Annotated in this window: 22 protein-coding genes; 10 read left to right on the top strand and 12 right to left on the bottom strand. The window is 59.1% G+C overall.

Translation table 11 applies throughout. The annotated features are described in order from the left end of the window. Positions 1-124: 124 nt before the first annotated feature. Positions 125-928: a dienelactone hydrolase family protein gene (locus QPL98_RS07585; RefSeq protein WP_014422877.1), complete on the bottom strand. Its 804-nt coding sequence runs from the start codon at positions 926-928 to the stop codon at positions 125-127. A gap of 260 nt (positions 929-1188) precedes the next feature. On the opposite strand from QPL98_RS07585, the gene QPL98_RS07580 reads away from it, so the two are divergent. The 4 genes from QPL98_RS07580 (at position 1189) to QPL98_RS07565 (ending at position 8663) form a co-directional block, all read left to right on the top strand. Further along, on the top strand, positions 1189-1800 hold the full coding sequence (locus tag QPL98_RS07580; protein WP_011787018.1) for a Yip1 family protein: 612 nt from the start codon (positions 1189-1191) through the stop codon (positions 1798-1800). 781 nt (positions 1801-2581) lie between these two features. Further along, positions 2582-3859, top strand: a complete 1278-nt coding sequence (ltrA, locus tag QPL98_RS07575; protein WP_303293012.1) for a group II intron reverse transcriptase/maturase — start codon at positions 2582-2584, stop codon at positions 3857-3859. A gap of 237 nt (positions 3860-4096) precedes the next feature. Beyond that, positions 4097-5827, top strand: a complete 1731-nt coding sequence (locus QPL98_RS07570; protein ID WP_303293011.1) for an alkaline phosphatase — start codon at positions 4097-4099, stop codon at positions 5825-5827. A gap of 103 nt (positions 5828-5930) precedes the next feature. Next, positions 5931-8663, top strand: coding sequence for an HAD-IC family P-type ATPase (locus QPL98_RS07565; protein ID WP_303293010.1), 2733 nt, complete (start codon positions 5931-5933; stop codon positions 8661-8663). Here the strand turns inward: QPL98_RS07565 and QPL98_RS07560 are convergent. Continuing rightward, positions 8644-11064, bottom strand: coding sequence for a xylulose 5-phosphate 3-epimerase (locus QPL98_RS07560; protein ID WP_303293009.1), 2421 nt, complete (start codon positions 11062-11064; stop codon positions 8644-8646). The genes QPL98_RS07565 and QPL98_RS07560 overlap by 20 nt on opposite strands. A gap of 180 nt (positions 11065-11244) precedes the next feature. Here QPL98_RS07560 and QPL98_RS07555 point away from each other — a divergent pair, with 180 nt between their 5' ends. After that, on the top strand, positions 11245-11535 hold the full coding sequence (locus QPL98_RS07555; protein ID WP_014422872.1) for a type VI secretion system PAAR protein: 291 nt from the start codon (positions 11245-11247) through the stop codon (positions 11533-11535). Here QPL98_RS07555 and QPL98_RS07550 read toward each other — a convergent pair. Then, positions 11532-14135, bottom strand: a complete 2604-nt coding sequence (locus tag QPL98_RS07550; protein WP_303293008.1) for an EAL domain-containing protein — start codon at positions 14133-14135, stop codon at positions 11532-11534. The two genes, QPL98_RS07555 and QPL98_RS07550, sit on opposite strands and share 4 nt — an antisense overlap. A gap of 229 nt (positions 14136-14364) precedes the next feature. Here QPL98_RS07550 and pbpG point away from each other — a divergent pair, with 229 nt between their 5' ends. Together pbpG and QPL98_RS07540 are read left to right on the top strand one after the other, a co-directional pair. Continuing rightward, the gene (pbpG, locus tag QPL98_RS07545) at positions 14365-15291 is read left to right on the top strand and encodes a D-alanyl-D-alanine endopeptidase (protein ID WP_273031760.1); all 927 of its coding nucleotides are present in this window, start codon (positions 14365-14367) and stop codon (positions 15289-15291) included. Between the two features lie 16 nt (positions 15292-15307). Then, complete coding sequence (locus QPL98_RS07540) at positions 15308-15787, top strand: asparaginase domain-containing protein (protein WP_273031761.1); 480 nt, start codon at positions 15308-15310, stop codon at positions 15785-15787. Between the two features lie 11 nt (positions 15788-15798). Here the strand turns inward: QPL98_RS07540 and QPL98_RS07535 are convergent, their stop codons facing one another. The 4 genes from QPL98_RS07535 to QPL98_RS07520 form a co-directional block, all read right to left on the bottom strand. Beyond that, the gene (locus tag QPL98_RS07535; protein WP_273031762.1) at positions 15799-16494 is read right to left on the bottom strand and encodes a pseudouridine synthase; all 696 of its coding nucleotides are present in this window, start codon (positions 16492-16494) and stop codon (positions 15799-15801) included. Continuing rightward, positions 16494-17522 (bottom strand): metal-dependent hydrolase, encoded by a 1029-nt coding sequence (locus QPL98_RS07530; protein ID WP_273031764.1) that lies wholly within the window; start codon positions 17520-17522, stop codon positions 16494-16496. The genes QPL98_RS07535 and QPL98_RS07530 overlap by 1 nt, the downstream gene beginning before the upstream one ends. Before the next feature lie 117 nt (positions 17523-17639). Next, complete coding sequence (locus QPL98_RS07525; protein ID WP_303293007.1) at positions 17640-18377, bottom strand: THxN family PEP-CTERM protein; 738 nt, start codon at positions 18375-18377, stop codon at positions 17640-17642. A 152-nt stretch (positions 18378-18529) separates the two neighbouring features. Next, positions 18530-19762 (bottom strand): lytic murein transglycosylase, encoded by a 1233-nt coding sequence (locus tag QPL98_RS07520; protein WP_303293006.1) that lies wholly within the window; start codon positions 19760-19762, stop codon positions 18530-18532. A gap of 219 nt (positions 19763-19981) precedes the next feature. Between QPL98_RS07520 and QPL98_RS07515 the strand changes: the two genes are divergently transcribed. After that, the gene (locus QPL98_RS07515) at positions 19982-20878 is read left to right on the top strand and encodes a response regulator (protein WP_303293005.1); all 897 of its coding nucleotides are present in this window, start codon (positions 19982-19984) and stop codon (positions 20876-20878) included. An 11-nt stretch (positions 20879-20889) separates the two neighbouring features. On the opposite strand, the gene phoR is transcribed toward QPL98_RS07515, so the two are convergent. The 5 genes from phoR to QPL98_RS07490 all read right to left on the bottom strand — a co-directional run bounded on the left by phoR (position 20890) and on the right by QPL98_RS07490 (position 25168). Next, positions 20890-22212 (bottom strand): phosphate regulon sensor histidine kinase PhoR, encoded by a 1323-nt coding sequence (phoR, locus tag QPL98_RS07510; protein WP_303293004.1) that lies wholly within the window; start codon positions 22210-22212, stop codon positions 20890-20892. 86 nt (positions 22213-22298) lie between these two features. Then, a complete protein-coding gene (gene phoB, locus QPL98_RS07505) occupies positions 22299-22991 on the bottom strand; it encodes a phosphate regulon transcriptional regulator PhoB (RefSeq protein WP_303293003.1) in 693 nt (230 codons plus the stop codon). Positions 22992-23112: 121 nt separating this feature from the next. Continuing rightward, positions 23113-23997, bottom strand: a complete 885-nt coding sequence (ubiA, locus tag QPL98_RS07500) for a 4-hydroxybenzoate octaprenyltransferase (RefSeq protein WP_014422863.1) — start codon at positions 23995-23997, stop codon at positions 23113-23115. A 66-nt stretch (positions 23998-24063) separates the two neighbouring features. After that, positions 24064-24630 carry a chorismate lyase gene (locus tag QPL98_RS07495; RefSeq protein ID WP_303293002.1) on the bottom strand — a complete coding sequence of 189 codons (567 nt, stop codon included), beginning with the start codon at positions 24628-24630 and terminating at the stop codon, positions 24064-24066. After that, complete coding sequence (locus tag QPL98_RS07490; protein ID WP_303293001.1) at positions 24611-25168, bottom strand: hypoxanthine-guanine phosphoribosyltransferase; 558 nt, start codon at positions 25166-25168, stop codon at positions 24611-24613. Before QPL98_RS07490 ends, QPL98_RS07495 begins: the two co-directional genes overlap by 20 nt. 281 nt (positions 25169-25449) lie before the next feature. Between QPL98_RS07490 and QPL98_RS07485 the strand changes: the two genes are divergently transcribed. Beyond that, positions 25450-25617, top strand: coding sequence for a rubredoxin (locus QPL98_RS07485; RefSeq protein WP_008173532.1), 168 nt, complete (start codon positions 25450-25452; stop codon positions 25615-25617). Between the two features lie 15 nt (positions 25618-25632). Further along, positions 25633-26790 carry an NAD(P)/FAD-dependent oxidoreductase gene (locus QPL98_RS07480; RefSeq protein WP_153740250.1) on the top strand — a complete coding sequence of 386 codons (1158 nt, stop codon included), beginning with the start codon at positions 25633-25635 and terminating at the stop codon, positions 26788-26790. The last annotated feature ends 23 nt before the right edge of the window (positions 26791-26813 follow it).

The raw sequence follows: 26813 nt of genomic DNA, 5'->3' as shown, positions 1-26813 counted from the left end.
TCAGTCCGTGCAGACCTATAACACAAGGCGACCACATCTTGCCTTGAAATACAAAACGCCCGATGCGGTGCACCGGGCGTTTCAATAGAAATAGGTGTAAACCTATTTCAGGACTAGACACTGTTTATTCCCCGAAGATTTCCTCATAAAAGCGCATGGTGCCCTGCCATGAGCGCCGCGCAGCCGCTTCATCATAGGCGATTGGCATGTCGAACTCTGCCGCCACCTTATCGGCATTGGGATTGGTAAAGGAATGCTTCACGCCAGGGAAGCTGACCAGCGTCAGATCCACTTCGGCATTCTGCATTTCCCGAACCAGCCCGGCTACCTGTTCCGAGGGAACCATGTCATCTGCGCCGCCTGTGTAAACCTGCACTCTTGCTTTCACCGTGCCAGCTTCGGCCTGCAGCGGGCTGCCCAAGGCACCGTGGTAGCTGACTACGCCATCCAGATCCACGCCCATACGAGCCATGTTCAGGACCACGGCACCACCGAAGCAATAGCCCTGGGCAGCAATACGGTCTGGATCAACACTGTCATGGTTCTGCAGAAGTTCCTTGGCTTTCAGGAAGCGGGTTTTAACCTGCTCCATGTTGCTCGTGGCTTCCTGCATGAACTTCTGGGCGGTATCCGGATGGTCGGCCTGTTTGCCGGAGCCATACATATCCAGTGCGAAGGCGGTGTAGCCGGAGGCTGCCAGCTTTTCCGCCTGCTCCCGGGCAAACTCATTGTGGCCCCACCATTCGTGTACCACCAGCACGCCGGGGCGTTTCTGGTCAAACTCGTCGTCCCAGGCCAGGTAGCCGGTGAAGGTTTCGCCGTCTACGGTGTATTCAATGGTTTCGGTCTGCATTTCTGCAAGCGCCTGTGTGCTGGTCATAAAAAGGGAAAGGATTGCTGTGGGTACTGCGGTTCTGATGCGGATCATCGCGTTTGTTACTCCTTGCCAGGGTTGGTGACACTTCCATGATTACGTTGGCAGCCAGAAAATCGATCCAGACTCACTGGTGTGTCCTGTTCTCAGAACAAAACGGTCTTATAGGCCGGATCTGATAAGTAAAGAGAATCAATGCCGGCTTTCCCGAATCTGATTCTTGACTATAGTTAAGAACAGGAACGGTTTTAAGTCCGAAATGGTTCGGGCACCGTATCCACCCATACCAACAACAGCAATAAAGGGGGTGGTTTATGCTTCTGTCCCATGCGTTTGGTCTCTTCACCCACCCGGAAGATGAGTGGGTATCCATCAAGAAAGAACACGAACATCCAACTCGTCTTTATGTGGCGTACGTCGTCGTTCTGGCGGCCATAGCGCCAATCTGTGCCTACATCTCGACGGCCCATTTTGGTTGGTCTATCGGTAGCGAACGGCTGATCAAGCTCACCGAAATCAGTGCGCTCCAGATGAGCGTTCTGACCTACCTCGCCATGCTGGTGGGGGTCTTCGCCCTCGGGTACGCCATTAACTGGATGGCGAAAACCTATGGCGCCAAGGAAGAGCACGTGCCGTCTAACGGTATTGCCCTGGCAGCCTATTCCTGCACGCCACTGTTCCTGGCCGGTTTCGCGCTGCTGTACCCGGTGCCCTGGTTCAATGCTGTGGTGTTCCTGGCGGCGGCCTGCTACGGCGCCTGGTTGATGTACGACGGCTTACCGATCGTCATGGGCATCGAAAAGGAGCGGGCGGTCATGTACGGAGGGGCTCTACTCACGGTGGCACTGGTGATCCTGGTATCCACCCGTGTCGGTTCGGTCATTCTCTGGAATCTGGGGCTCGGGCCGGTGTTCGTCAGCGGCTAGCCAAACACGTTATTCACTCTGTCATAACGGGAGCTTCGGCTCCCGTTTTTTGTTTGCCCGGCGAAGCCGGCAAACCCGGCCATCTGAAAGAAGGTGGCGTCACCCCGACTGAGGGGAAGACAATCCGACTGGCAAGGGCGTCACTGGCCAACGGTGGGGTCTGAAGGAAGCCATAGGAAGTTAACGGTACACAACGCAAGTGAACCTGCTTCGGCAGCTCAGGTGGGTTAGCGTGCAAAATAGCGCGACGCCCGATACTCAGTCAGACCTGTGCTGTGTTTGAGGGTGGCATCGTTAACAGGGAGCCGGTGCAGTAACCGGGGAAGCCTGACACCGAATCCGGCGATGCCGGAGGCTGTGGCGCAAGGTGAAAGCCGAGGCCGCAGTCGGTGCGAGGTGGCAGATGAAGCCGTAGTAGTGAGGAAGTTCCGGCCTGAGAAGCCTGGTAACAGCGTGGAGGACAAAACCGGAATGACCGCTGGCGGAGGTTCAGCGGACCGGTCAGGGTCAAAAGCTCTGGTCGGATGCGAAGGGCGGAAGTCATTAACGAGAGTGACGGACGACGAGCGAACAGGTGGACGCTGCGTTCACAAGCTGCCCGACGGGGCAGGGACGTGCATCGGGGTGCTGCGGGAACGCAGTGCTCTGGTGTTCTCCGAACAAGGGAGTAGAGCGATACCGTGGCGGCAGATTGCCAGAGCGCTAGTACCCGGACGGATCGCCTGAAACAGACCGGCAGCCAGACCGATCCCCGAAGCCGTCACCACAGAGATGAGCAGGCATGAGGAAATACTACAGTCTGTACGGGCAATTGCTGTCAAAACAGCGCCTGTATGAAGCCTTCAGACACATCAAACGCAACAAGGGCGCGGCCGGAATCGATGGGCAGAGCCTGAGTGCGTTTGAGGCGAATCTGGAGGTGGAGCTGTCGTGCCTGTTGCTCGAGCTGAAGGAAAAGCGCTATCGGGCGCAACCAGTCAGGCGCGTAGCCATCGCCAAGGATGACGGCGGTGAGCGTCTGCTGGGCATTCCGACGGTTCGGGACCGGGTTGTACAACAGGCGCTGCGCCGTATTATCGAACCGATCTTCGAGCCGGATTTCCACCCGTCGAGTTACGGGTATCGTCCGGGACGCAGTGGTCACCACGCCATCGGCAAGGCGGAGTTGTTTATCCGCCGCTACCGGCGTGACTGGGTTGTGGACATGGACCTGTCGAAATGCTTCGACACGCTCAACCATGACCTGATCATCCGCCAGTTCCGCCAACGGATCACGGACGGCAGTGTCCTGTCACTGCTGCGCCAGTTCCTGGAAAGCGGCGTGATGGTGGGGTACCACCTTGAAGAAACGGAGCTGGGAAGCCCGCAGGGCGGCGTGATCAGCCCGCTGATTGCGAACGTCTATCTGGACGCCTTCGACCAGTTCATGAAAGCCCGGGGTCACCGGATCGTCCGCTACGCGGACGACATCCTGATCCTGTGCGGCTCACGAGCGGGCGCGGAGAATGCGTTACGGGTTGCCCGGCGCTATCTGGAAAATGAGTTGAAGCTGACGGTCAATACCACCAAAACCCACATCGCCCATAGTGATGAAGGGGTTAAGTTCCTGGGCGTGGTGATACATAGCAAGTACACCCGCATACAGGGAAAGAAGGTGGTCAGGCTTAAGCAGAAGCTGAAATCACTGACGAAGCGAAACCGGGGCATCGGACTCGCGGCCATTATACGTGAGCTGAATCCGGTGTTGCGGGGCTTTGTCAGCTACTTCCGGGTGGCGAACTGCGCGCGGGTGTTAAAGCAGGTGATGAGTTGGCTAAGGCGGCGCCTGCGCTGCATCCAGCTCAAGCAGTGGAAAAAGCCGAGTCGGCTGCATCGGAGGCTGAAACAGCTGGGTTACCAACCCCCGTTCCGGCATATCAAGATGCAAAGCTGGCGCAATGCGGCATCTCCACTGGCCAGTCTGGCCCTGCCCAACACCTACCTGCACAATGACCTGCAGTTGATGGATCTTGCGAAGGTCAAAACCGGCATCACCGTCCCCGAGTTCGGGGTAAGTTAATGGCATGAGCCGTATACGTGGCCCGTATGTACGGTTCTGTGAGAGGGATGAGGCGGTAACGCCTCACCCTACTCGCTGTGACTGCTGTCTGCTTGCGATGCACCTGTCGGAATTTGCCACAGCCCTGTCGCAATCCGGCAACGCGTTCTTCATATCTCTGGTCTAGCTTTTCAGGCCAACCGGTTTTGGTTTCCGGACACGATAAAAAGCATATGACGAACATGACAGGGGTGGACAATGGCTAGACTGACGAGACGGGATTTTCTGAAAGCATCGGCACTGGGTATGGGGGCGGTGGCGATTTCCACCGGCCTGGCGGGGTGTGTGCTGGACAGCGACGACAAACGGCGGGTTGATTTTACCCATGGTGTGGCCAGTGGCGATCCGCTACAGGACAGCGTTATCCTCTGGACCCGTGCCGTGCCCGAGCGTGGCAGCAAGGTGAAAGTAGGTTGGGAAATCGCCACCGATGCGGAATTTTCCTCGGTGGTGCGTTCAGGTACTGCAGAAACCACCGAAGCCCATGATTTCACCATCAAGGTGGATGCCCAGGGGCTGATGCCGGGCCAGCGTTACTATTACCGGTTCCGCTCCTCGGGTGCCACCTCTCCCGTAGGTGCCGCGACTACCTTGCCGGACGGATCGGTAGAGCAGGTGCGACTGGCCGTGGTGTCCTGCTCCAACTACCCGGCCGGTTACTTTCACGTATACCGGGAAGTGGCAAACCAGGCGGACCTGGATGCTGTGATTCATCTGGGCGACTATATCTATGAATACAGCAGTGACCCGGACAGCTATGCCTCGGAAGATGCCCAGGCTTTGGGCCGTACCTTCCCGGAAAACAATAACCGGGAGTTGCTGACACTGGCCGATTATCGCCGCCGGTATGCTATTTACCGACAGGATCCGGATCTGCAGCTGGCCCATCAGCGGTTACCGTTCATTGTGGTGTGGGACGACCATGAAGTGGCTAACGATACCTGGCGTAACGGTGCTGAAAATCACGATGATTCTGAAGGCGATTTTGATCAGCGCAAGCTGTCGGCGCTGCAGGCCTTCTTCGAGTGGATGCCGATCCGACCGGTGATCGAAGGTAATGACGAGGCCATCTATCGCAGCTTCCATTTTGGCGACCTGGTGGATCTGCATATGCTTGATACGCGCATTATCGGGCGCGATCAGCAGCTGGATTACCTGAATTATCTGAGTGAAAGCGGGCTGAATGCACAGCAATTCATGGCCGATGTGACTGATCCAAACCGGACACTGCTGGGTGCTGAACAGCGTTTATGGTTGCAGAACAAGCTGGCCACGTCGTCCGGGCGATGGCAGGTGCTGGGGCAGCAGGTGTTGATGGGGCGTATGGATTTGCCTGCGGAATTGTTGCTGGGTATTGCCACGGGGAACGTTTCGGAACTGCCGCAAGCCCTGGCGGAACTCGCGACTATCAAATTCCGAGCCCTGCAGGGCGACCCCACACTCACCGAGCAGGAACTGAGCCGAATCAGCACGGCCGCGCCCTACAATCTCGATGCCTGGGACGGCTATCAGGCAGAGAGAGAAGTTGTTCTTGGCATGGCGCGGCAATTGGACAAAAACCTGGTGGTGCTGGCCGGAGATACCCATAACGCCTGGGCCAATAACCTGAAGGATATGAATGGCAACCAGGTGGGTGTGGAATTTGCCACCGCCTCGGTGTCTTCTCCCGGACTGGAGGACTATCTGGGGCTGCCTGATGCCCTAATTGCCGATGCGGAGCAGGGCATTGGCCTGCTGGTGGATGGCCTGGACTATCTGAACATCAATCAACGTGGTTATATGGTGGTTACTTTCACTCAGGACGAAGCCCTGGCTAACTGGTATTTCGTGGATACCGTCAAGAGCCGGGAATACACGGTTGATAACAGTCGGTCTGCGGCGCGGAAGACCTTGCCGGGTGCCGGGAACCGAACGGTCGATCCGGTATAGCCAACCGGGCGCGGCTATACCAGCCTTCGGTTTGACCTGGCGCATTGGCGGTATCGGCAGAATCCTGTGTAGTTGACCCAGACCTTAGGCAGGGAGCAGGGATATGTCAGAAGTCAGCACGCCAGGTTCACAGCGGACACTAGCCGGGGGCGCACAGTCTCAGCCCTGGCATGCCCTGGCCGCAGAACAGGCGCGGGTTCTTCTGGAAGCGCCGGAGCCTTTGACCGACGAAAGTGCGCGGGCCAGGTATGAGAGGTTTGGTCCCAACCAGTTGCCAGAGGGTAGGACGTCCGGCCCCCTGGCCCGGCTCGGTCGCCAGTTACGTAATTTCCTGATTTATGTACTGCTGACCGCAGCGGCCATCACCGGTGCTCTCGGACACTGGGTCGACGCCGGGGTGATTCTGGCGGTGGTGATTGTCCAGACCCTGGTCGGCTTCATCCAGGAGGGGCGGGCCGAGCAGGCATTGTCCGCTATCCGTCATATGCTGGCTCCCCGCGCCCGCATTGTCAGGGCCGGCGGCCAGCATCAGGTGGATGCCGGCGAGCTGGTACCTGGTGATACCGTGCTGTTGGAGGCTGGTGACCGTGTGCCCGCCGATCTTCGCCTGGAAAAAACCAACAACCTCAAGATTGAGGAAGCTATCCTGACGGGCGAATCCGAGGCGGTGGACAAGTTCCCCGATCCGGTGGAAGAGCAGTCGGCCCTCGGCGACCAGACTGGCATGGCGTTCTCCGGCACCATGGTGGCCACGGGCACCGCCCGGGGCGTTGTCGTACGTACCGGTATGCATACCGAAATCGGCCGCATTTCCGGCCTGCTGGCTGATACCACCAGTCTTAAAACTCCGCTGCTGGAACAGATGGACCGGTTTGCGCGGGGGCTTTCTCTGATTGTCATCGCCACCGGTATTGTCATCTTCTTTGGCGGCCTGGCGTTCAGTGGCCTGGAATTCCGGGAGCTGTTCATGGCGGTGGTGGGGCTCACGGTGGCAGCCATTCCGGAAGGCCTGCCGGCCATTCTTACCATTACCCTTGCCATTGGTGTACGCCAGATGGCCCGTCGCAAGGCGGTGGTTCGCCGGATGCCTGTGATCGAAACCCTGGGTGCGGTATCGGTCATCTGCTCCGACAAGACCGGCACGCTCACCCGTAACGAAATGATGGTGACCACAGCTGTGACCTCTGGTGAGCGCTATGAGATTACCGGCGAAGGTTATGGTCGCGATGGCATGGTCTGCCGGGAGGGTCAGCCGGTCACCGGCGACGGGGTGCTGGCTGAGCTTGCCCGGGCGGCGGCACTGTGTAACGACGCCAGCATTATTGGCAAAGACGGGCAGCCTTCTATTCATGGTGACCCCATGGAAGCCGCGCTGAAAGTGTTTGCCGGCAAGGCGGAATTTGATCATGTGGACAGTGCCTCCGCCTGGCCACGGGTTGATGAGGTTCCCTTCGATACCCGCATAAGGTTCATGGCCACATTGCACCATGACCACCACGGCCACGGTATTGCCTATCTCAAAGGCGCTCCGGAACGGATCCTGGCTATGTGCGCGCACCAGGTATCCCCGGATGGTGGAACCGAATCGCTGAGCAAAGAGCACTGGGAACAGGTCATCACGGAGATGGCTTCCGAAGGTCTGAGAGTGCTGGCACTGGCGCGCAGGCCAATGGCGAAAGGCAGCCGGGAACTGGTGCTGGAAGAGCTGGAACAGGGCGCTGAATTGCTGGGGGTGGTGGGCTTGCTGGATCCGCCCCGGCAGGAGGCTATCCGCGCTATCAAAGAGTGCCACGATGCCGGTATTCGGGTGAAGATGATTACCGGCGACCACGCCCTGACGGCCGGTGCCATTGCCCGAAAACTCGGGCTGCGTAATGCCGACCGGGTACTGACCGGCAAAGAGCTTGATGACCTGGATGAAGATCAGCTCCGGAGTCTGGCCGGAGAGGTGGATGTGTTTGCCCGCACCAGCCCCGAGCACAAACTTCGGTTAGTGAAAGCGCTGCAGGCACTGCACGGTGTGGTGGCCATGACCGGTGATGGGGTCAACGATGCACCGGCACTGAAGCGCGCTGATGTTGGTATTGCCATGGGCGTAAAGGGTTCGGAAGCGGCCCGGCAGGCGTCATCGGTGGTGCTGCTGGATGACAACTTTGCCAGCATTGCTGCGGCTGTCCGGGAAGGGCGCACGGTTTACACTAATCTGCGCAAAGGCATCGCCTTCATGCTTCCGATTAACGGCGGTGAATCCGTCAGCCTGATCACCGCCTTGTTACTGGGCCTCACGCTGCCTATTTCCGCCTTGCAGATTCTCTGGGTGAATATGGTCAGCTCAGTGCTGCTGGCCATGACTCTGGCGTTTGAACCGCCCGAGCCCGGAGTCATGCGGCAACCGCCAAGACCACGGGATGAATCCTTGCTGCAGGGTTTTGTGGTCTGGCGGGTAGCGTTTGTCTCCCTGCTGTTTCTGGTGGGTATCTTCGCGGCCTGGTTCTGGGTGATGCATCGCCATCAGGATCCGGTGCTGGCCAGCACATTAGCGGTCAACACCCTGGTGGCGATGGAGGTCTTTTACCTGTTTGCGGTGCGTTATCTTGATAGCGCCTCAATTACCCTGCGGGGGGTACTCGGCACGCCCGTTGTGCTGGCAGCGATCGCGGCGGTCGTGGCGTTGCAGCTGTTGTTCACCTATCTGCCCTGGTTCCAGAGCACCTTTACCACCGCTGCTCTGAGCCTGGAGCAGCTGGCATTTTCCGTGGTGGCCGGTGTCGTGGTCCTGGTGGTGCTGGAGCTGGAAACCGCGATACGTAACCGGCTCAAGGCAGCCCGCGGGTAATCACTCCCGGATCACCCCGGCCCTCCACAGCGGCCAGTTCGGCGCTGGAAAGCCATTCTCCGGGAGGTTTGTCCATCACCTCGGCGCAGGCCGCCAGGGCATGGCCCCATGAGCAACGGTTGGCGAACAGCATGCCCGCTTCATTCAGGGTACCACCCCGATTGATGTAGCCCAGTACCCGGGAATGGCCGGGCTGCGGGAACAGCGTGTGCAGGTGTCCGCGAAACACTTCCGGCCGCATATGGGTCAGGGCAACCCGTCGGTGCATGCGATGGGGGAACAGGCGCTCCCGCTCAAACTCGGTCAGGCAGGAGGCCGCTTCCATCGGATCCCGGGGTTGGCGGAAGCGCCCGGGTTCCTGCAGATAGACCAGCCGGAACGGTGTGCCGGTCTCGCGCAAACGCTCGCAGGCCCGTATGGCTTCGGAAAGCTGATAGGCGCCGTTGGCAATCAGCAGCAGGGGTTCTTCGCCAGCCGAGGTATCCTCGTCCACCACCAGTGCGCCGTGTTTTGCCAGTGCTTCGGCTTCGCTGCCGTTGAAGACGCACGGGCGCTCCCGTTTCGGGATAACGAGGCAACTGATGCGGCCCCGCTCCCGGTAAACCGATGGCAGAATCGCCAGAGCGCTGTTGTAGTCAGCCGGGAAAATCACCCGGGAGACATCGCTCATTTCTCCCAGTAAAGCCTCACAGAAGCTGGTGTCCTGGTGGGATTGCTCGTTCTTGCCGTTTTCCCAGGTATGCGAGGTGGCAATCACTGGCAGTCCCAGCCATTGCGGTGGCCGGCCCACTTCTTTCTGATGTCGGGCGAAGATCAACTCCTGCCGGATAGCGCCGAGCATTTTCACGCAGAAGGCTTCGTAGCTGGCCACCAGATTCAATCCCGCTTTGTTGGCCAGGCAGGCAGAGACGACCGCCTCTTCATTCAGTGCCGTAATGATCTTGCCGTGTACTGACTCGGCCTCGTTCTCCGGGTCGTTCACGCGGTGCTTGAGGCTGTCGAGCACGCCTTTGAGTCGATTGCTGGCGAGTTCGTCCGGGTTGCCGACCCGGGGCCGGAGTTCCGGGTTGTCCGCGACCAGAGCCTTGAAGAATTCATCAACGGCAGTCATGGGTGAGCATTTGTTCTGAGCCCAGGGCAAAACCGGAATGGCAGGTTCCGAGGGGCGGCGAAGCGCCAGCGGGTGATCCCGCTCCAGTGGCCGGCCCTGTTGGCTGTGTTCATTCAGCTCGGATACCGCCAGGTTTAGCTCCTGCGGCTTTACCCATAGCGGTGTTGCGTACTCATTGAACAGCTCCCGGGATATGGCATCCATACGAGGATTGCCGGGCAGAGGCAGATTGTGAGCTGCGTTTTCTCCGGCGCCATAGAAACCATAGCCTTTCACGGTCTCTGCGATACCGTAGGGTATGCGAACCGGGTAGCCGGTCTCACCTTGTTGCGCAGCAGTGCCATGGGCTGCTAGTGCCTGCTCCATGTCGTACATGGCACAGACGAAGGCCGCGGGATCACGGCCGTCAAATCGTACCGGGTCAAAGCCCCGGTGTTGCAGGTGCTGCTCAAACCGTTCCAGACCCTCTCGGGTACCAAGCTCGGTTCGTTGTTCAATGCGACGGCCATTGGCAATCATCACTGGTAAGACCAGTCCGCAGTCCTCGGCCCGCCACCACCGGGGTATCCAGTCACTGCCGCGCTGTTCTTCAGCGGCTCCGTCGGAAAGGAAGGCCACCAGGGATTCACCGGGCAGAGGCATATGAGCGTATTGCAGCTCGGCAAACCCAAGGTAGCCACCTTCGATAATGCCCCCGGCGGTATGGGGGTTCACGTGGCTACCGAGGGGCGCCGCCATCGTGCCATCCGGTTTCTGGCGATAGCTGTAGAAGTCGGAGGCCAGTCGAGATAGCCCCTCAGGCGCCAGGTAACGGGCGCGTTGCTCGGGATGCAGATTGCCGGTCAGAACGTTGAGTGCATCCACGGCGGCCACACAATGCCCTTGTCCCATCAGCCAGCTGCGGGTTTTTCCGGTCAGGTTGTTGAGGGCCAGGTAGGCCGCGTAGGCAGGCACCATGTTCAGGGCGCCTCCGGTATGGCCTTCCGGCGAAGCCTTGAAATCCTGGGCGACCAGGGGGGCGCCGGCAATGTCCACCCGGTTGCAATAGGTCATGTGCACCACCAGCCACAGGCCGGCGCTGGTGAGCCGGTCCAGGGCGATCAGCTTCCGGTACACCGTATCTTCATCCGGTTGGTGCCCGGCACTAACCAGTTTTCCAGCGAGTTCCCGGACTCTGGCGGAGGTCTGTTCGGAGTGCCGGATAACGCCATAGCCCTGCTGCCAGCACTGGAAGGCTGAGCCTGGTGTTGCCTCGTTGGGCGCCGGAGCTTGTTCAATTGGCGATGACATGACGGCCTCCATGGCTGATGAGTGTGAAAGAAGTGTAGAACGGACCGCGGGCAGCCCCCTTGATGCAGGTCAGTCGTATCTGCATCTTTCAGCATGCACTGAGCTGGTGCGGGGCTTGGGTCCGTGCGGATTTCGGTATAGGATGGCAACCCAGGACTCAATGATGAAAGGAATCAATCCATGAGTAAGGCGATAGTATTGCTGGGCGATCTCGGTATGGACCATCAGGGATTTCCGCCCACACCGGTGATTGCCGGTTCCCCCGATGTTCTCGTTGACGGCAAACCGGTTGCCCGGGTTGGCGATCCGCTGCAACCCCATTCGAAGCCCAAGCACCCGCCCCATCCCCGGGCCATTGCGGCCGGTTCCGGTACCGTGATGATCAATGGCAAGCCGGCTGCGGTTACCGGTAGTGCCGTATCCTGCGGCGGTGTCACCGTTGGCAGTGGAACGGTAATAATCGGCAGTTAACGGTTTTTGTGTTCCAGGCTGAACGGGCGGCCCCAGTAGTAGCCCTGCCCGTGCAAGCCCGGGAACTGGTGTAGCCAGAGGGCGATGGTTTCGTCTTCCACGCCCTCGACCACCACATCCAGATCCAGGGCTGTGCCCAGCTCAAGAGCGGCACGCAGTATTTTCTGTCTGGAGGGGTAATCCAGTACCCCCTCCAGAAAACTGCGGTCGATTTTCAGCTCATCCAGCTCGAACTGTGCCAGGGCTCCGAGTGAGGAGTGGCCGGATCCGAAGTCATCCAGTGCAATCCGAAAGCCCATCGCGCTCAGGGTTCGGATGGTACTGCGGGCCGTGTCCGGATCGGTCATCATGGCGGTTTCAGTAATCTCCAGGCTGACATTGGCCGGTTCCAGCTTGTGCCGTCGAACGATGGCACCGGCTTCCTCGTGGAACAGGCTGTGGGCCAGGTCCTTGGCGGAAATGTTCACAGCTACGGTGATATCGCGGCCATACTGTTCACGGAGCTGGTGACTGTCCCTGCAGGCACGGTCCAGCACCCAGAGTGTAACCGTGTGAATGATCCCCACTTCCTCGGCCAGGGGAATCCACTGGCTGGGCGATATCCTGCCGAATTCCGGGTGCTGCCAGCGAATCAGGGCTTCCAGTGAGCCAATCCGGCCATCGCGGATGTTGATCTTGGGCTGGTACTCCAGCCACATTTCGCCGGAACGCAGCGCTTGTTCCACATCCAGCATCAGCATTTGCTGGCGGTATTGCCATTCGGCAATGGCCGGATCATAAACCACCAGCGGCAGGCTCTCATCCAGTGAAGCAAAGCCGGCACAGGCGAGTACGCCGGCCGGTTCAGCACCGTGTTCCGGGGCGTGGGCGACGCCAACCGAGGCGGCCCAGGAAAATGAAAAACGGCCTTCGCGGAAATTCTCGGACAACCAGCGGCTGATGGCTTGCAGACGTTGTCTCTCCAGCGCCTCGTCGGGGTGGCGCAACAGGGCAAAGGCATGGTTGACGGTGTCCAGGGTAGCCACGCTGTAACCGTTGATCATGACCAGTTGATCGCCCACCGTTTGCTTGAGATACCGGTTGAGTTGTCGGAGATACTGCTTCAGGAGCTCTTCTGCGGCACGGTAGCCCAGGGCCTGTTCCAGTTCATTGAACCGGGCCAGGCGAATCATGCACAGGGTGTAGGGGGTTTTATGGCAGTCCAGAGCGCCCAGGGTTTCCTCCAGCATGGGCCGATTGGGCTTGCCGGTTACTCTGTGGGTTTTCAGTAAACGGTCATAATCGCGCTCGATGCTGGCCCGGAGTTTCTGTTCCTCCTGAACCCGTATGTCTGAGCTCATGCGTTTCTTGCGTTCTTCCAGCAGTAATTTACCCACACCACTGGTCAGGATCAGGGAGCCGGTTGCGGCGCCCAGGAAAAAAGCAGAGTCAGTCAACGCATTCACGGGCAACCAGCCAACGGTGCGAAGTGATGAGGTGACAGCCCCGATCACGATTGCCAGCACCGACAGGGCATAGTAGCGGGCGTAAACATGGCTGTTCAGCTGCCGTAGGCTCAGGGCAAAAATGAATAGCCCGCCGATGGCGCTGCTCATCAGGAAGGCGTGTTGTCCCAGGAACTGAAAGCCCAGAGGCGCAGCCAGCAGGTGCGCTCCGGCAAGGAGGCTGAAGGCCCGGAGTATCCGGGCCTCAGTGCGGGCCAGCTGGAGAAAATGCGGGGTAAATTCGCAAAGCGCGATCAGACACAGCGGCAGACTGATGTTGAGCAGGGCATTGAGCTCTGGCACTGCCGGCCAGATCAGCCACAGCCCCAGGCCATCCATCACCAGCTGACTGTAGATAACGCTGATCATCAGCACGCTTAGCCAGGCCAGGCCCGGTCGGCGGAGCTTGGCGACGATGCTCAGGTTGAGTAAGAGGGCAAACACCAGCAGGCCGGTGACAAAGGACTTCCAGGCGGTGATGGCGGTGCCGGCACCGAGAGCCTCGGCGCTGTCTGACAGAATGACTGGCAACAGTACCGAGCCGTGATTCTGCACTTCCATCAGCAGGGTGGTGGTGCCCGGTTGCAGCGTGACCGGCCAGACCCACTGCGGCAACGCCAGGTAGCGTTGATCGAAGGGATATCGATCGCCCATCGCAGGTAGGCGTTCAATCTGGCCGTCCGGGTGAATCAGGGCCGGCTGCAGGTGATCCAGGTAGGGTGCGGGCACCGTCACCTGGCTGGTCGCAGGTTCTGACGCCGGGTTCTCAAGTGTCAGGCGGAAAGTTGCGGGCTTGTAGGGGTAGCCGATTCCGGAATAGCGGGTATCCGTGCGGCTCCAGGCTTGGGCTTGCCAGAGTTTGTCTTGCAGTACCTTGCCCAGAGGATGGATCAGATATTCGATCTGGCCAGTGATCCGGGGGCCGGTTGCGGAGCTGTCGGTTTGAACCGAAGGACTGACCGACAGGGTCGGCAGTTCCTGCCAGAAGGTGGTGGCAAGTCCGTACGTGATGGCCAGGAGAAGGATGACAAACGGAAATGACTGGTGCAGCCACGCTGGTAATCTGCCCGAGCGGGTTTCCCTGGAGAGAGTCTGGCCGAGCGACGGAGAGTCCATCCTGAACGCATCCTGAAACTGAAAAGCGGCACCGTTACACTCTGGTTACAATAATTAACGAGATGTAACGAATTGATTTGACTAATATTTTACATGAATTTAAGATTTTTTACATTTGCTGTTTAAAACGCATGATTGAAAATGAGACCTGCGCCCGGCCCATGTGCGCTGATATAGTTCGCGCTATCGATCAATTCCCAGTTAAGGCCCGAGAGGCAGGTAGTTCACCATGCGTTACTCCGTATTTCTCACTGTTGTCGTCTTTCTCCTGGCGGTGTCCTGCCAGAGTGCTGCCAGTCCGGAGCGGGTTCCGAACCTGGCGTCGGTGCAGGCAGCTGCGGCGGAGGTTGGCCAGGAGGGCTTGCTGTTCGGGAAGCATGCCGACCGTCCGGTGCCTGTAGCGTCGATTACCAAGCTGATGACAGCGCTTGTGGTGGTGGAATCCGGCCAGGATATGGACGAGTGGCTGACCTTCGAGAAGCGTCATGTCGAGGCTGCTGCGAACGCCTGGAGCAGGATCCGGGTGGGCTCTCAGCTTCGGCGCCGCGACGTGCTGCGGATTGCCCTGATGTCATCCGAGAACTTTGCTGCCTACACTCTGGCACGTACTTATCCCGGCGGCTTTGACGGTTTTGTGGCCGAGATGAACGCCAAAGCCAAAGCCCTGGGGATGCTTCAGACCCGATTTGTTGACCCGACCGGTCTCTCTACCGGCAATGTGTCCACGGCAGCGGATCTGGTGATCCTGGCGCGTGCTGCGCTCAAGCATCCCGAAATTCGTGAGGCCTCGACCACCGGCTACTACCGGGCCGAGTTCCGCAAACCCCGGTACAGCCTGTCGTTTGGCAATACCAATGCGTTGGTGCATCGGGACAGCTGGGGCGTGAGCCTGAGTAAAACCGGATACCTGACGGAGGCGGGGCGTTGTCTGGTGATGGTCTCTGAGATGAACGGAACGCCCGTGATCACGGTTTTGCTGGACTCTCTGGGTACCCGGTCTCCGATGGGCGATGCCGGCCGAATCAAGCGCTGGCTTGCCACGGGTCAACCAGGTTCGGTGGCGCCGGCCGCGAAGCGTTATGCACAGGAAAAAAATTCAGCTCTGATGGCGGCAGAGGCAGAACAGTCTCGAACCACCACGGCGTCCTCACAATAAAGGAACAGCTCAGACCATGATTGAGATACTGACCACCGGTGGCACCATCGATAAGGTCTATTTTGATGCCAACAGCAAGTTTGAAATCGGGGACAGCCTGTTGCCGGAACTGTTGACGGAATCCAACATCCATGACGGCTATGAGGTTCGCCCCCTGATGCGCAAGGACAGCCTGGAACTGACCGATGCGGACCGTCAAACCATTCTGGCCGCAGTCAAGGCCTCGGCCAGCCAGCGTATCCTGATTACCCATGGCACTGATACCATGGCGCAGACCGCCGAGGTACTGAAATCGGTAGCCGATCGCACGATTGTGCTGACAGGCGCCATGCAACCCGCGCGTATGCGGCGCACCGACGCTATCTTCAACGTTGGCTTTGCCTGGGCCGCGGTGTCGCTGTTACCGGCGGGGGTCTATATTGCCATGAATGGCGAGGTGTTTGAGGCGGGTTCGGTGCGGAAAAATCTGGAAGCCCAGAGGTTTGAGCGCGCTTAGGTGGGTGGCGTTCACTCGGTCACTGATCGGATTTCCTGAGCTGTCAGTGCCCGGAATTCTCCGGGCGCCAGGGCATCGTCCAGCTCAATGCTGCCGATGCGGAAGCGGTGCAGGGCTTCCACGCGATTGCCAACGGCGGCCAGCATTCGTTTAACCTGGTGGTAACGGCCCTCGCTGATGGTCAGGTCGATGACCTTGTCGCTGTGCACACGGACCTCGGCGGGCCTGGTCGCCGTGGTTTCACCGTTTAGCATGACGCCTTTTTCAAGCGCCCGGCGGGCCTCGTCCGGGATAGCCTCAGCTAGCCAGACCCGATAGCTTTTGCGGCATTCCCGCCGGGGTGAAGTGACCGCATGGGACCATTGGCCATCGCTGGTCAGCAACAGCAGGCCAGTGGTGTCTTTGTCCAGACGCCCTGCCATATGAACCCGACTGGCCAGATTACCGGGCAGCAGGTCGAGAGCGGTTGGCTGACTGCTGTCAGTGGTGGCACTGAGCACCCCGGCGGGTTTATGCATCATCAGGTAGATATCGCCGGGTAAGGTAACCGGCGTACCGTCAAGATGAACAGATTGTTCGGCCTCCACCCGACGATTGGCTTGCCGACAGGTTTCTCCGTTCACCTTCACACGCCCCGCCGACACCACCTTTTTTGCCTCCTTGCGGGAAAGTTCTGTAGCGTTCGCCAGATACTGGTCCAGCCGCATCAGCAAGAGCTCCCCTGGTTGGGAACGGATAGGGTCGCCAGGCACAGTACCGGCACCTGGCCGGTCATTCGATCCCACAACAGGGGCAGGGCGGCCCGGTTAAGCGCCGGGCGGGGCAGGCGATCACTGGCGAGTGGTTGTAGTCCGCCTTCGGCGGTTTCAGCCAGGATGAAGGTGAAGGGGTGAGCGCCGGGTATGCCCAGCCGGATATCCGTTGCGGTTATCTGAGTGCCGTTCTGTTGGTAGTCCAGAAAACCGCCGGTAAACCATTCCAGCCGCCGGGATTCCGGAAGCTCGGCGACAAGGCGGGCAAGCTCCGGCTGCCGTGGGAAGCGTTCCAGCACCAGCTCATCGCTGGCATCAAGAAAACCGGTTACAACTTCGATTCTTTGCTCGGCATTGACTGCCGTGGCACGCCACAGAACAGTGTTGAATGGCATGGGCTGAACCATCAGGGCTGCCTGCTCCATACCGGCATTCGCCAGGGCCGGTCGCACGCGCTCGGTGATGATCTGCTGTGCAACCAGGGTCCAGCCGAGATAGAGACTGGATAGAAGCAGTCCGGCTGCAACGGTTCTCGAAGCCGGTGGTCGATACAGAAAGGCCAGGCAACCCGCCAGCAGTGGCAACGTATAGAGCGGATCAATGATAAAGATACTGTTGATCGCCACGGGCCGGCCAATGGGCCAGAACAGCTGGGTACCGTAGGTGGTAAAGGCATCCAGCAACGGATGCGTGAGCAGGATCAGGCCAACCAGAGCCAGCCATCGCTGATAGGAGATGAGCGGTTTCCAGCGCCACAGACCCCAGGCGATGAGCAGAGACAGTGGCGCCAGAATAAACAGGGAATGGCTGAACCCCCGATGCTGGGTAAAGTTGGCAACGGCTGTGCCATAGTCAATGACTACGTCCAGGTCGGGTAATGTGCCGAGCAGGGCGCCGGTCAGAAGGGCTGATCGTCCCAGGGTTTTGCCGGCAACCGCGCCCGCAATGGAAGCGCCAAGTGCAGCCTGTGTGATGGAGTCCATAATGTCCCGATTCGTGGTGACTGGGTGATACCACTATTATGCGCGGATTCGGGATTCAGATCACGGGAGGTAGGAATCGCCGGCAGCACAGGGTACTGCCGGCGAAGAGGGGATTGCTCAGACCTTACGGCGGCGCGCCAGTCCCAGGCCGGCCAGACCGAGGCCCAGCAGCGCGAGAGTGCCGGGTTCCGGAACGGAGCGAACGTTCAGCTTGGCCAGCAGATCGACAGAGGTTGCCTTGCCTTCCTGGGTTTCAATTTCATTCAGGCCATTGGCAAAGCCAAGTAGAGACAGAGAATAGATGTTGGAGCCGAACTGGAACTCAGAACTCTCAATCATGTTGTCAAGAATAACGACATCATCAACGTCCTGCTCGACGCTCCAGCAGAACCCCCACCAGCATTCCTGACCGACATTCGGTGTTTCGTTGTGAATGAAGTCAAAGGTATAGGGGCCGGTTACCGTGTTGTTGCTTACCGTTGTGGAGAAGGTGGCGAATACATCCAGGCTCACGCCGGTGATGCTTTCACCGGTAATCCGGTTGTTGAAATGTGTAAAGGTTCCCAACACAAACGGATCGTCTGAGGTGATGGTCTGTGGCAGGCTGGCAGGGCCCTGAAAACCATAGCCACTCTGTGGGCCTTCGTTGCAGGTTTTCCACCACAAGTGCCCGGTGCAGGTAACTTCGCCGGTTCCCCAGCGCAGGGTGTCAGTGCCCACGCCCGTAACGTTGCTGCCATTGCTTGGTGAGTTCCAGGTTCCTGAAACCGATTCAAGATCGACCGGGAAGGCCCAGGCAGTTGCGGCGAATCCAAAAGTTGCCGCCGCTACGATTCCTTTCATAAATTTAAGCATTGTCCACACCTTACTTCTCACAGTTGTAGGATTGCCCGGAAATCGCCAGGCACTGCGAAAGTGTGTAGCTAAATGTGTGCCATCATTTTTGTCCATAAAATACAAGGTGTTATAGCGCTGTGTTTCGCTGGCTGTAAAAAAACTGGACGCTTTCAGGAGCCGCTGTAAACCCCGAGAGCCGCTAATACCTGTTCGGAGGGAAAGCCGTCAGCCACCAGGCCCTCCGCTTTCTGGTACGCGCGAATGGCCTTGCGGGTGTTGGAGCCCAGGATGCCATCGGGTTCGCCGCTGGGGTAGCCTTTGTCATTCAGTGCCTGTTGAAGCTCCAGCACCTGATTCCGTGACAGCGCGGGCTGATCCTCTGGTGGTGGGTTCTGAAGCTTTCCGGCGCCGGCAATCCGGTCTGCCAGATGGCCAACGGCGATGGCGTAGAACTCGGACCGGTTCCAGCCCATGATCACCCGGAAATTACTGTAAACCAGGAAGGCCGGGCCCTGGTGGCCGCTGGGCACGATCATGGCCGCCTCAATGGGCTCGTTGGCCAAGTGGTTACCGAAGGCATCGGTGATGCCCATCTTGCGCCAGTCTGCCAGGGGCAGACGACGACCATCGGCCACACTGAAATCAAAGTTGTCGGGTAACAGCACCTCCCGCCCCCATCGATAGTCGCCATCCCAGCCCATGGACTCGAGAAAACGACCGGCAGACATCATGGCGTCAGGCAGGCTGTTCCAGAGATCCCGGCGCCCATCGCCATCGGCGTCGACCGCGTGTTTCAGGAATACCGTCGGCATGAACTGCACATGGCCCATGGCGCCGGCCCAGGAGCCTTCCATCTGATCAGCGGGAATAGCGCCTTCGTCAATAATCCGCAGGGCAGCGATCCATTGCTCTGTGAAGAAGCTGCTGCGCCGGGCATCGCAAGCCAGGGTGGCGAGGGCACTGGGCACCTGCATCTTGCCGAAGTAGCTGCCATAGTTGGTTTCCAGACCCCAGAATGCGGCCAGATAGGGGGCGGGAACACCGGTTTCCGCGGTCACGCGGTCCAGGAGTTTACGGTGTTCTGCCAATAATTCCCGGCCTTTGCCGACCCGGGCGTCGTTAACCCGTCGGTTCAGGTAGTCGGCAAAGGTGGTGGTAAATTCGGGCTGTCTTCGGTCCAGCTCAATCACTCTGTCGAGGTGCACCACGCCGGCCATCACCGACTTTACTGTGGATTCACGCACACCGGCGGCGACGGCTTTCTCTCCGAGCGCCTGTTTGCATTGCTCAAACGCCGGTGTGGCGGTTGTTTCGGTTTCTGCCCTGGCAACCAGCGCCAGCGTGCTCAGGGAAATCGCCACCAGTGTACGGCGAATGGCAGTCCGGGAGATCAGGTCAGGCACGGGAATCCTCGCAATAGAATCGTTTGGGCATCGGCTGCCATGTTAGCGCGTTTTCCGTGTCGGGAAATACCGCCATAGCCTACAGTGCCACGTGTTTTTTTCGGTTGGGAAGGGGCCCGGTGAACGCCGGTTTTGTCGTCTTTTTGTAGCACTCCGGTCACGTCAAGACCGGGATGTTCTATAGTTGGAGCATGAGTGGAATCCGGAGCAGATGTCGCTATGGCAATACTGAAGGCGCTGGTGGTCGACGACGCCAGTTTTGTGAGAGATCTGGTGAAACGGACAGTGCGACAGCGCTTTCCCGTCATTGAAACCACGGATGCCCAGAATGGCCGGCGTGCCCAGTCCCTGATGTCCAGAACCAGTTTTGACCTGGTGCTGTGCGACTGGGAAATGCCGGAGATGTCCGGGCTGGAACTGCTGCAGTGGATGCGCCAGCAACCGCAGTACCAGAAGGTGCCGTTCATCATGATTACCAGTCGCGGCGACAAGGATCATGTTATTGAGGCGGTCAAGGAAGGGGTGTCTGAATACCTGGGCAAGCCTTTTAGCCCGGAGGGGTTGAGCAAGAAAATCATCAAGGTAATGGGTCGCCGCCTGAAGGACGCCATGGATCGCAGCGGCAAATCACTGGAAGGACCGGCGGAGGCGTTCAAGGAATCCGCCGCCTTGCTCACCCAGAAGCGGGAGGCGCCGGCATCCAGGCCCGAAGCCTCAAAGCCTGAGCCCGTTGCTGATAACCCGCTGCTGAATGTTGGTAGTGCAAAAGCGGCAGCCGGCAAGCCTCAGGCTCGTGGTGTCATGAGTATGGCATCTGTAAGGTTTTCCGACAGTACACTGAAATCGGTGGTCAAGGATATCAATCTGACGGAAGTGCGGGTGATCGCCAAGCGGGATCAGGAATTCCCGGGGATTCTCGATCAGGCGGTGGTGGATATCGACATGGGCGATGGCCAGATGGCGCGTCTGAACGGTTACGTGCATCAGTTGCAGGCTGTGGACAAGCGCCAGGATACCGACTTTGTCAGTGTCACTATCCGTTTTGTCGATGAAGACCCTAAGAAGCTGGAGGATCTGTCGCGATTTGTGGCCAGGTTCCGGGCCTCAAACCGCTAACTGAGGGCGCCTCAGTCCTCCGGAACCTGTTCGGGAATCCTCTCGACCAGGCGCTCCCTTGGAAAATGGCAGATAAATTCGCTGCCTTCGCCGACTTTGCTGCGAATTTCCAGGTTGCCGTCGTGATTGATCAGCACATGCTTGACGATAGCCAGGCCCAGGCCGGTTCCGCCGGTGTCCTTGTGGCGACTGGGATCGGCGCGATAGAACCGTTCGGTCAGCCTGGGGATATGGATCGGATCAATGCCGATGCCGGTATCCTTGACGGACAGATGGGCGCCTTCGCGATTGGTGCTCCAGGCAACTGTGATGGCTCCGCCGGCCGGCGTGTATTTCACCGCATTAAACACCAGGTTGGAAAACGCACTGCGTAGCTGGCTTTCATCGCCCTGCAGCAGGCGGTGGTCACTGATCTGAACACTGATCTGGTGGCCCTTGTCGCCGCTCAGGGCCCTTGCATCATGACAGATCTGGTTCAGCAGGGCATCGACATCGGTCAGGGTGTCGTCCACCGTATGTTCGCCGGTCTCGATGCGGGACAGCAGAATCAGGTCTGTAATCAGGGCTTCCATCCGTGAAGCCTGAGCCGCCATGGTATTGATGGCCCGGCGCCACTTGGGTGGCAGCTCTTCGCCATGATCCACCAGGGTTTCAAGGTAGCCACTGATCACGGTCAGCGGTGTGCGCATTTCATGGGAGACGTTGCCGACAAAGTCCCGCCGCATTTGTTCAAGCTGATACAGCCGGGTGACATCCTTGGCCACGATCAGGCGATCGTCGTCGCCGAACAGGCTAATCTGGATCTGCAGATGGATGTGGGGCTTGGCCGGCGAGTTGATTTCCAGGGGCTCGCGGTAATCCCGGGTATCGAAATAGGCCTTGAATGCCGGGTTGCGGATCAGGTTATGGATGTACTGACCCTGATCGGTGCTGCGGCGGAAACCCAGCAGGTATTCGGCCGAGCCGTTCCACCACTCCATGGCGCCACGGGCATCGGTCATGATTACGCCGTCGCGCATGGCGTTGGTGGATTCCTGAACCCGGTTGATACGGGCCCGCAGGCGATCCTGGGTCATCAGGTGGTTCTGGTTCAGCTTGTGCAGGTTGTCGAAGATATCACCCCACAAGCCGATGCTCTGGGGCGCTTCGTCGGAAGCGCTGGGGTTTCCCAGCCACTGGTAAAGGCGCCGGGCCTGGACCAGGGTCCACCAGAGATAGGCAACAAGCCCCACCAGCAGCCCGTAGAGCGGCTCGCCGAAATAGAACCCCACCAGTGTGGTGCCTGCGAGCGCGGTGATGATCAGTCTCAGGTAACGGGACCAGTTGTGTTGCATCCACTACTGCCTTGTCGTGTTGCCGGCGCTGATGCCGTGATCGCCGGACGATAAGTGGCGGTCCGGGGCTGTCGTCAGGAAGTAAATCAGGCCACTTTGGTGGAAAACCGGTAGCCCGTTCCCCGCACGGTCTGAATCAGATGATCGTAGCTGTCTCCCAGGGCCTTGCGCAGGCGGCGGATGTGAACGTCGACGGTGCGTTCCTCGACATACACGTTGCCGCCCCACACCTGATCCAGCAGTTGAGACCGAGTATAGACCCGTTCCTGGTGAGTCATAAAGAACTGCAGCAGGCGGTACTCGGTCGGGCCCATATTAATGGCACCGTCGGCCGTGGTCACACGATGGCCGACCGGGTCCAGGGTCAGACCATCCACTTCGATGGGGCTGTCGACACCCGGCGGTGTGGCACGACGCAGAACCGCTTTCAGGCGGGCTACCAGCTCACGTGGGCTGAACGGCTTGGTGATGTAATCGTCGGCACCGACTTCCAGGCCCTGAATCTTGTTATCCTCTTCCACCTTGGCGGTCAGCATGATGATAGGGATATCGGCGGTGGCCTCTTCTTTCTTCAGCCGGCGCGCAAGTTCGACACCGCTGGTGCCCGGCAGCATCCAGTCCAGCAGGATCATGTCTGGTTGCTTGTCGATAATCAGGGCATGGGCTTCACGGGCGTCCGCTGCCTCCAGGTAGTCGTAATCCGCCATTTCGAGCGCGACCGCAATCATTTCACGGATAGGCGCTTCGTCATCGACGATCAGGACAGTTTTTCCACTCATATGCATCAACCTGTGTCAGACCTCGGGAGTTCTCTGATCAGAGGTGCGAACACACTCCCTTGTAATGTTGCCGAGTCATTACAACGCGTCTTTGTTACAAGTATATGACATGGGCGGGTAGTCAGAACGCCAGATCCAACGCCAGCCCCAGAAACACTGCAAAGCCGGCCCAGTTGTTATTGAGAAATGCCTTGAAGCATCCTTCCCGGTTCCGCTCCCTGGCCAGGTACTGGTGGTAGACGAAGAGCGTGGCCATGGCCACGACACCGAGATAATAGAACGAGCCCAGTTCCGCCCGCTGGCCCACCATCACCAGAATCACCACCACCATGGTCTGCAGCAGAGCGATGATCGCCCGATCTGCATCACCAAACAGGATGGCTGTCGATTTTATGCCGACTTTCAGGTCGTCATCCCGGTCGACCATGGCATAGAGGGTGTCATAGGCGACAGTCCAGAGCACGTTGGCGGTAAACAGCAACCAGGTGAGCTGACTGAGCTGGTTGGCCTCAGCTGCCCAGGCCATGGGAATGGCCCAGGAAAAGGCAGCGCCCAGAAACAGCTGGGGCAAATGGGTGTAACGCTTCATAAACGGGTAGATAAAGGCCAGTAGTGCACCACCGAATGACAGATACAGGGTCAGGGTGTTGGTGAACAGCACCACCATCAGAAACGACACCAGGCATAGCCCGGCAAACAGGGCGACGGCTTCCCAGGCACGGACCCGGCCGGCGGTGAGCGGGCGGTCCTTGGTGCGTTTGACATGGCGATCCCAGTCCCGGTCGGCAAAATCGTTGATAGCACAGCCTGCCGCCCGCATGAAGAACACGCCGAGGGTAAAAATCACCAGATTGGCAAATGACGGGGCCCCCTCGGCCGCCAGCCAGAGTGCCCAGTAAGTTGGCCACAGCAGCAACAAAGTGCCGATCGGGCGGTCGATGCGCAGCAGGCGTGCGTAATCAGCGAGGCGGGCATGAACGTGGGTGGGCAGGGCGATCTGCAACATAGGAACTGGTATCCGCGTGTCGATGCGTGAGAGTGCGTTCGATTATAGCCAGCGACAGCGGTAGGGTTAACCCCGGCTGGGCGACCGGTATAACCGGGGCAGAAGATATTCCCCCACCAGAAGGGCGCAGGAACCCCGGTGGAACAGGGATCTGCGGGCAAGACGAGGGTGGCCGTTGCTGCGGACTTTGCAGAGACCTGTTTCCAGAGGCCCCCGCTGCCACTCCGGGCTGCTGAACAGATAGGCACCCAGGGGCTTGTTGCCAAGATTGCGCAGGCGGCGGCCGTGGCCATGCAGACAGTTCTGCGGGATCACTGTCCTGGCCAGCACCCACGGACGGCCGTCACCGCAAAGGCGAACTTCCCGTACCCAGGCGAGCTGGCGCGGTGCCAGGTTCAGGCGCTTGGCCTCTTCAGGGGTTGGGGGCGAAAAACCCTCCCTGAGAATCTCAACGTGAAAGCGTTCCTGACATTTTTGCTGCAGGGCCCGGGTAAACGATCCCTCCACCGTTAGCCAGTAGCGGGCCGGGCCATGAACCTCAGGACAGTAAAGGCCGGCCGCCACCAGCGACCGGTACCAGAACGTGGGAGGTATGCTCAGCTCGGGGGGCTGGTCACAGTCCTTTAACGGCATAGATTCCCGGAGCGTTGCGCCAATAGCCTTTGTAGTCCATGCCATAGCCGAACAGGAATCGATCCTCAACGTAAAGGCCGGTAAAGTCTGCCTTCAGGTCGGGGCGCGCCTTGCGATCGTGTTTCTTGTCTACCAGTACCGCAGTCAGGACCTCGCTGGCACCATGAGCCAGGCAGTAATCTGCAATGGCGCACAGCGTCGTACCCTCGTCAAGGATGTCGTCGACGATCAGAACCGTGCGGCCTTTCATGTCGGCTTCCGGCTGCAGCTTCCATTCCAGAATGCCACCGGTGGTCTCCTGGCGGTAGCGGGTGGCATGCAGATACTCCGCCTGCACCGGAAATTTCAGTCGTGGCAGGAGCTGACCGGTCAGGATCAGGCCGCCGTTCATGACGCAGAACAACAATGGGTTGCTGTCTTTGAGGCGATCGGTGATGGCGCTGGCCATGGTGTCGATGGCGGCATGCACCTGCTCTTCGGGAACCAGGCAGTCAGCGTCTGCCATGACCTGGTTCATTTCAGCGACGGTATCGGTCATAACGATCGGGTCCTGTCCAAAACGGCGGATTATACCGAAGTGGGGCGATCGAAGGGAGGGGCGCGGCGGTATTGCCAGGTCTGTAATTGTGGCTATTGGCAGAAAACCCCGATCCAGGCTGTCGGTGGTGGCATTGGTCAACGCCGGTGTCGCGGTTATGATGGCAGCCGATCGGGTGAGTGGTGGTCGGCTGGAACTCGGTCGCATTTTGTGACCTTTGTGCTTGATTGCTTTATTGTTCGACAATAATATCCTCGCAGACAAATCGGTGGGAGTTAGTTATGAAGAAGTGGCAGTGTGTGGTGTGTGGTCTGATTTACGATGAAGCCGAGGGTTGGCCGGAGGACGGTATTGAGCCTGGCACCAAATGGGAAGATGTGCCCGAGGATTGGGTTTGCCCGGACTGCGGTGTGGGCAAGGAAGATTTTGAAATGATCGAAATCGGCTAAAGGCAGGACAGAGTCATGACCGAGCAGACACCTATTGTGATCGTTGGTACCGGTTTGTCGGGTTACTCACTGGTACGGGAATTTCGCAAACTGGATAAGGAAACCCCGGTCATCATGGTGACTGCCGACGACGGCGTCAGCTATTCCAAGCCTATGTTGTCGACCGGCTTTACCAAAGACAAGGACGCGGATGGTCTGGCCCAGGCCAACCCTGAGGCTATGGCCGAGCAACTGGGGGTGGATATTCGTCCCTGGTCCACGGTTACGGGCATTGATACCGATGCCCATGAGCTCAAGCTGGGCGACCAGTCCATACGCTATGCCAAGCTGGTTCTGGCCTGGGGCGCCGACGTCATCCGCCTGAGTCTGGATGGTAACGCGCAGGACCGGGTTCATTCCATCAACGACCTGATGGATTACCGAGCCTTCCGTAAGGCCCTCGCCGAGGGCAAGCGGGTCGCGATTATGGGGGCGGGCCTGATCGGGTGTGAGTTTGCCAATGATCTGCGCAATGGTGGCTACGAAGTGGATGTTATCGCCCCGGATTCATCTCTGATGCCCAGCCTGTTGCCGAAGGCTGCTGCCGGTGCGGTGCAGGCAGAGCTGGAGAAACTTGGCGTTCAGTTCCACCTGGATACGGTGGTTGAGCGGGTAGAGCACCACGGCAGTGGCGTTGAGCTGACACTCGGTAATGGGAAGAAACTCCAGGCTGACCTTGTGGTGTCGGCAGTGGGTCTACGCCCGCGTACCGAGCTGGCTCGCGCTGCCGGCATCACTGCAGGCCGGGGTATTCAGGTGAATCGGGCTCTGGAAACCTCCGTACCGGATGTCTATGCCCTTGGCGACTGCGCCGAAGTGGATGGGCGCGTTTTGCTTTACGTGCTGCCATTGATGGCCTGTGCCCGGGCGCTGGCGAAAACCCTGGCCGGTGAGCGCACGGAAGTGAGCTACGGCACCATGCCGGTGATGGTAAAAACCCCCTGTTGCCCGACGGCGGTCTGCCCGCCGCCTATGGATGCCGAGGGCGAATGGCAGGTGGAACAGGAAGGGACAGACGTCAAAGCCCTGTTCCGGAGCCCGGACGGCGACACGCTTGGCTTCGCGGTGACCGGCAGGTTTGCTCTGGAGAAGCAGGCACTGGCGAAGGAAGTCCCCCCTATTCACCGGGCCTGAAGCCTGCGGCTACCAGTGAGGTT

This window comes from Marinobacter sp. ST-43 (assembly GCF_030541085.1).
Taxonomy (GTDB): Bacteria; Pseudomonadota; Gammaproteobacteria; order Pseudomonadales; family Oleiphilaceae; genus Marinobacter; species Marinobacter nauticus.
Note: the sequence above shows the minus strand (reverse complement) of the source record. Positions and strands in the feature narration are given on the sequence as shown.

Coding starts and splice junctions, on each gene's coding strand:
- pbpG (WP_273031760.1), top strand. CDS start 14,365: ATGCGTTACTCCGTATTTCTCACTGTTGTCGTCTTTCTCCTGGCGGTG.
- QPL98_RS07580 (WP_011787018.1), top strand. CDS start 1,189: ATGCTTCTGTCCCATGCGTTTGGTCTCTTCACCCACCCGGAAGATGAG.
- QPL98_RS07530 (WP_273031764.1), bottom strand. CDS start 17,522: ATGGACTCCATCACACAGGCTGCACTTGGCGCTTCCATTGCGGGCGCG.
- QPL98_RS07585 (WP_014422877.1), bottom strand. CDS start 928: ATGATCCGCATCAGAACCGCAGTACCCACAGCAATCCTTTCCCTTTTT.
- QPL98_RS07515 (WP_303293005.1), top strand. CDS start 19,982: ATGGCAATACTGAAGGCGCTGGTGGTCGACGACGCCAGTTTTGTGAGA.
- QPL98_RS07485 (WP_008173532.1), top strand. CDS start 25,450: ATGAAGAAGTGGCAGTGTGTGGTGTGTGGTCTGATTTACGATGAAGCC.
- ubiA (WP_014422863.1), bottom strand. CDS start 23,997: ATGTTGCAGATCGCCCTGCCCACCCACGTTCATGCCCGCCTCGCTGAT.
- QPL98_RS07480 (WP_153740250.1), top strand. CDS start 25,633: ATGACCGAGCAGACACCTATTGTGATCGTTGGTACCGGTTTGTCGGGT.
- QPL98_RS07490 (WP_303293001.1), bottom strand. CDS start 25,168: ATGACCGATACCGTCGCTGAAATGAACCAGGTCATGGCAGACGCTGAC.
- QPL98_RS07495 (WP_303293002.1), bottom strand. CDS start 24,630: ATGCCGTTAAAGGACTGTGACCAGCCCCCCGAGCTGAGCATACCTCCC.
- QPL98_RS07535 (WP_273031762.1), bottom strand. CDS start 16,494: ATGCGGCTGGACCAGTATCTGGCGAACGCTACAGAACTTTCCCGCAAG.
- QPL98_RS07560 (WP_303293009.1), bottom strand. CDS start 11,064: ATGTCATCGCCAATTGAACAAGCTCCGGCGCCCAACGAGGCAACACCA.
- QPL98_RS07570 (WP_303293011.1), top strand. CDS start 4,097: ATGGCTAGACTGACGAGACGGGATTTTCTGAAAGCATCGGCACTGGGT.
- QPL98_RS07555 (WP_014422872.1), top strand. CDS start 11,245: ATGAGTAAGGCGATAGTATTGCTGGGCGATCTCGGTATGGACCATCAG.
- QPL98_RS07540 (WP_273031761.1), top strand. CDS start 15,308: ATGATTGAGATACTGACCACCGGTGGCACCATCGATAAGGTCTATTTT.
- ltrA (WP_303293012.1), top strand. CDS start 2,582: ATGAGGAAATACTACAGTCTGTACGGGCAATTGCTGTCAAAACAGCGC.
- QPL98_RS07565 (WP_303293010.1), top strand. CDS start 5,931: ATGTCAGAAGTCAGCACGCCAGGTTCACAGCGGACACTAGCCGGGGGC.
- phoB (WP_303293003.1), bottom strand. CDS start 22,991: ATGAGTGGAAAAACTGTCCTGATCGTCGATGACGAAGCGCCTATCCGT.
- QPL98_RS07550 (WP_303293008.1), bottom strand. CDS start 14,135: ATGGACTCTCCGTCGCTCGGCCAGACTCTCTCCAGGGAAACCCGCTCG.
- phoR (WP_303293004.1), bottom strand. CDS start 22,212: ATGCAACACAACTGGTCCCGTTACCTGAGACTGATCATCACCGCGCTC.
- QPL98_RS07525 (WP_303293007.1), bottom strand. CDS start 18,377: ATGCTTAAATTTATGAAAGGAATCGTAGCGGCGGCAACTTTTGGATTC.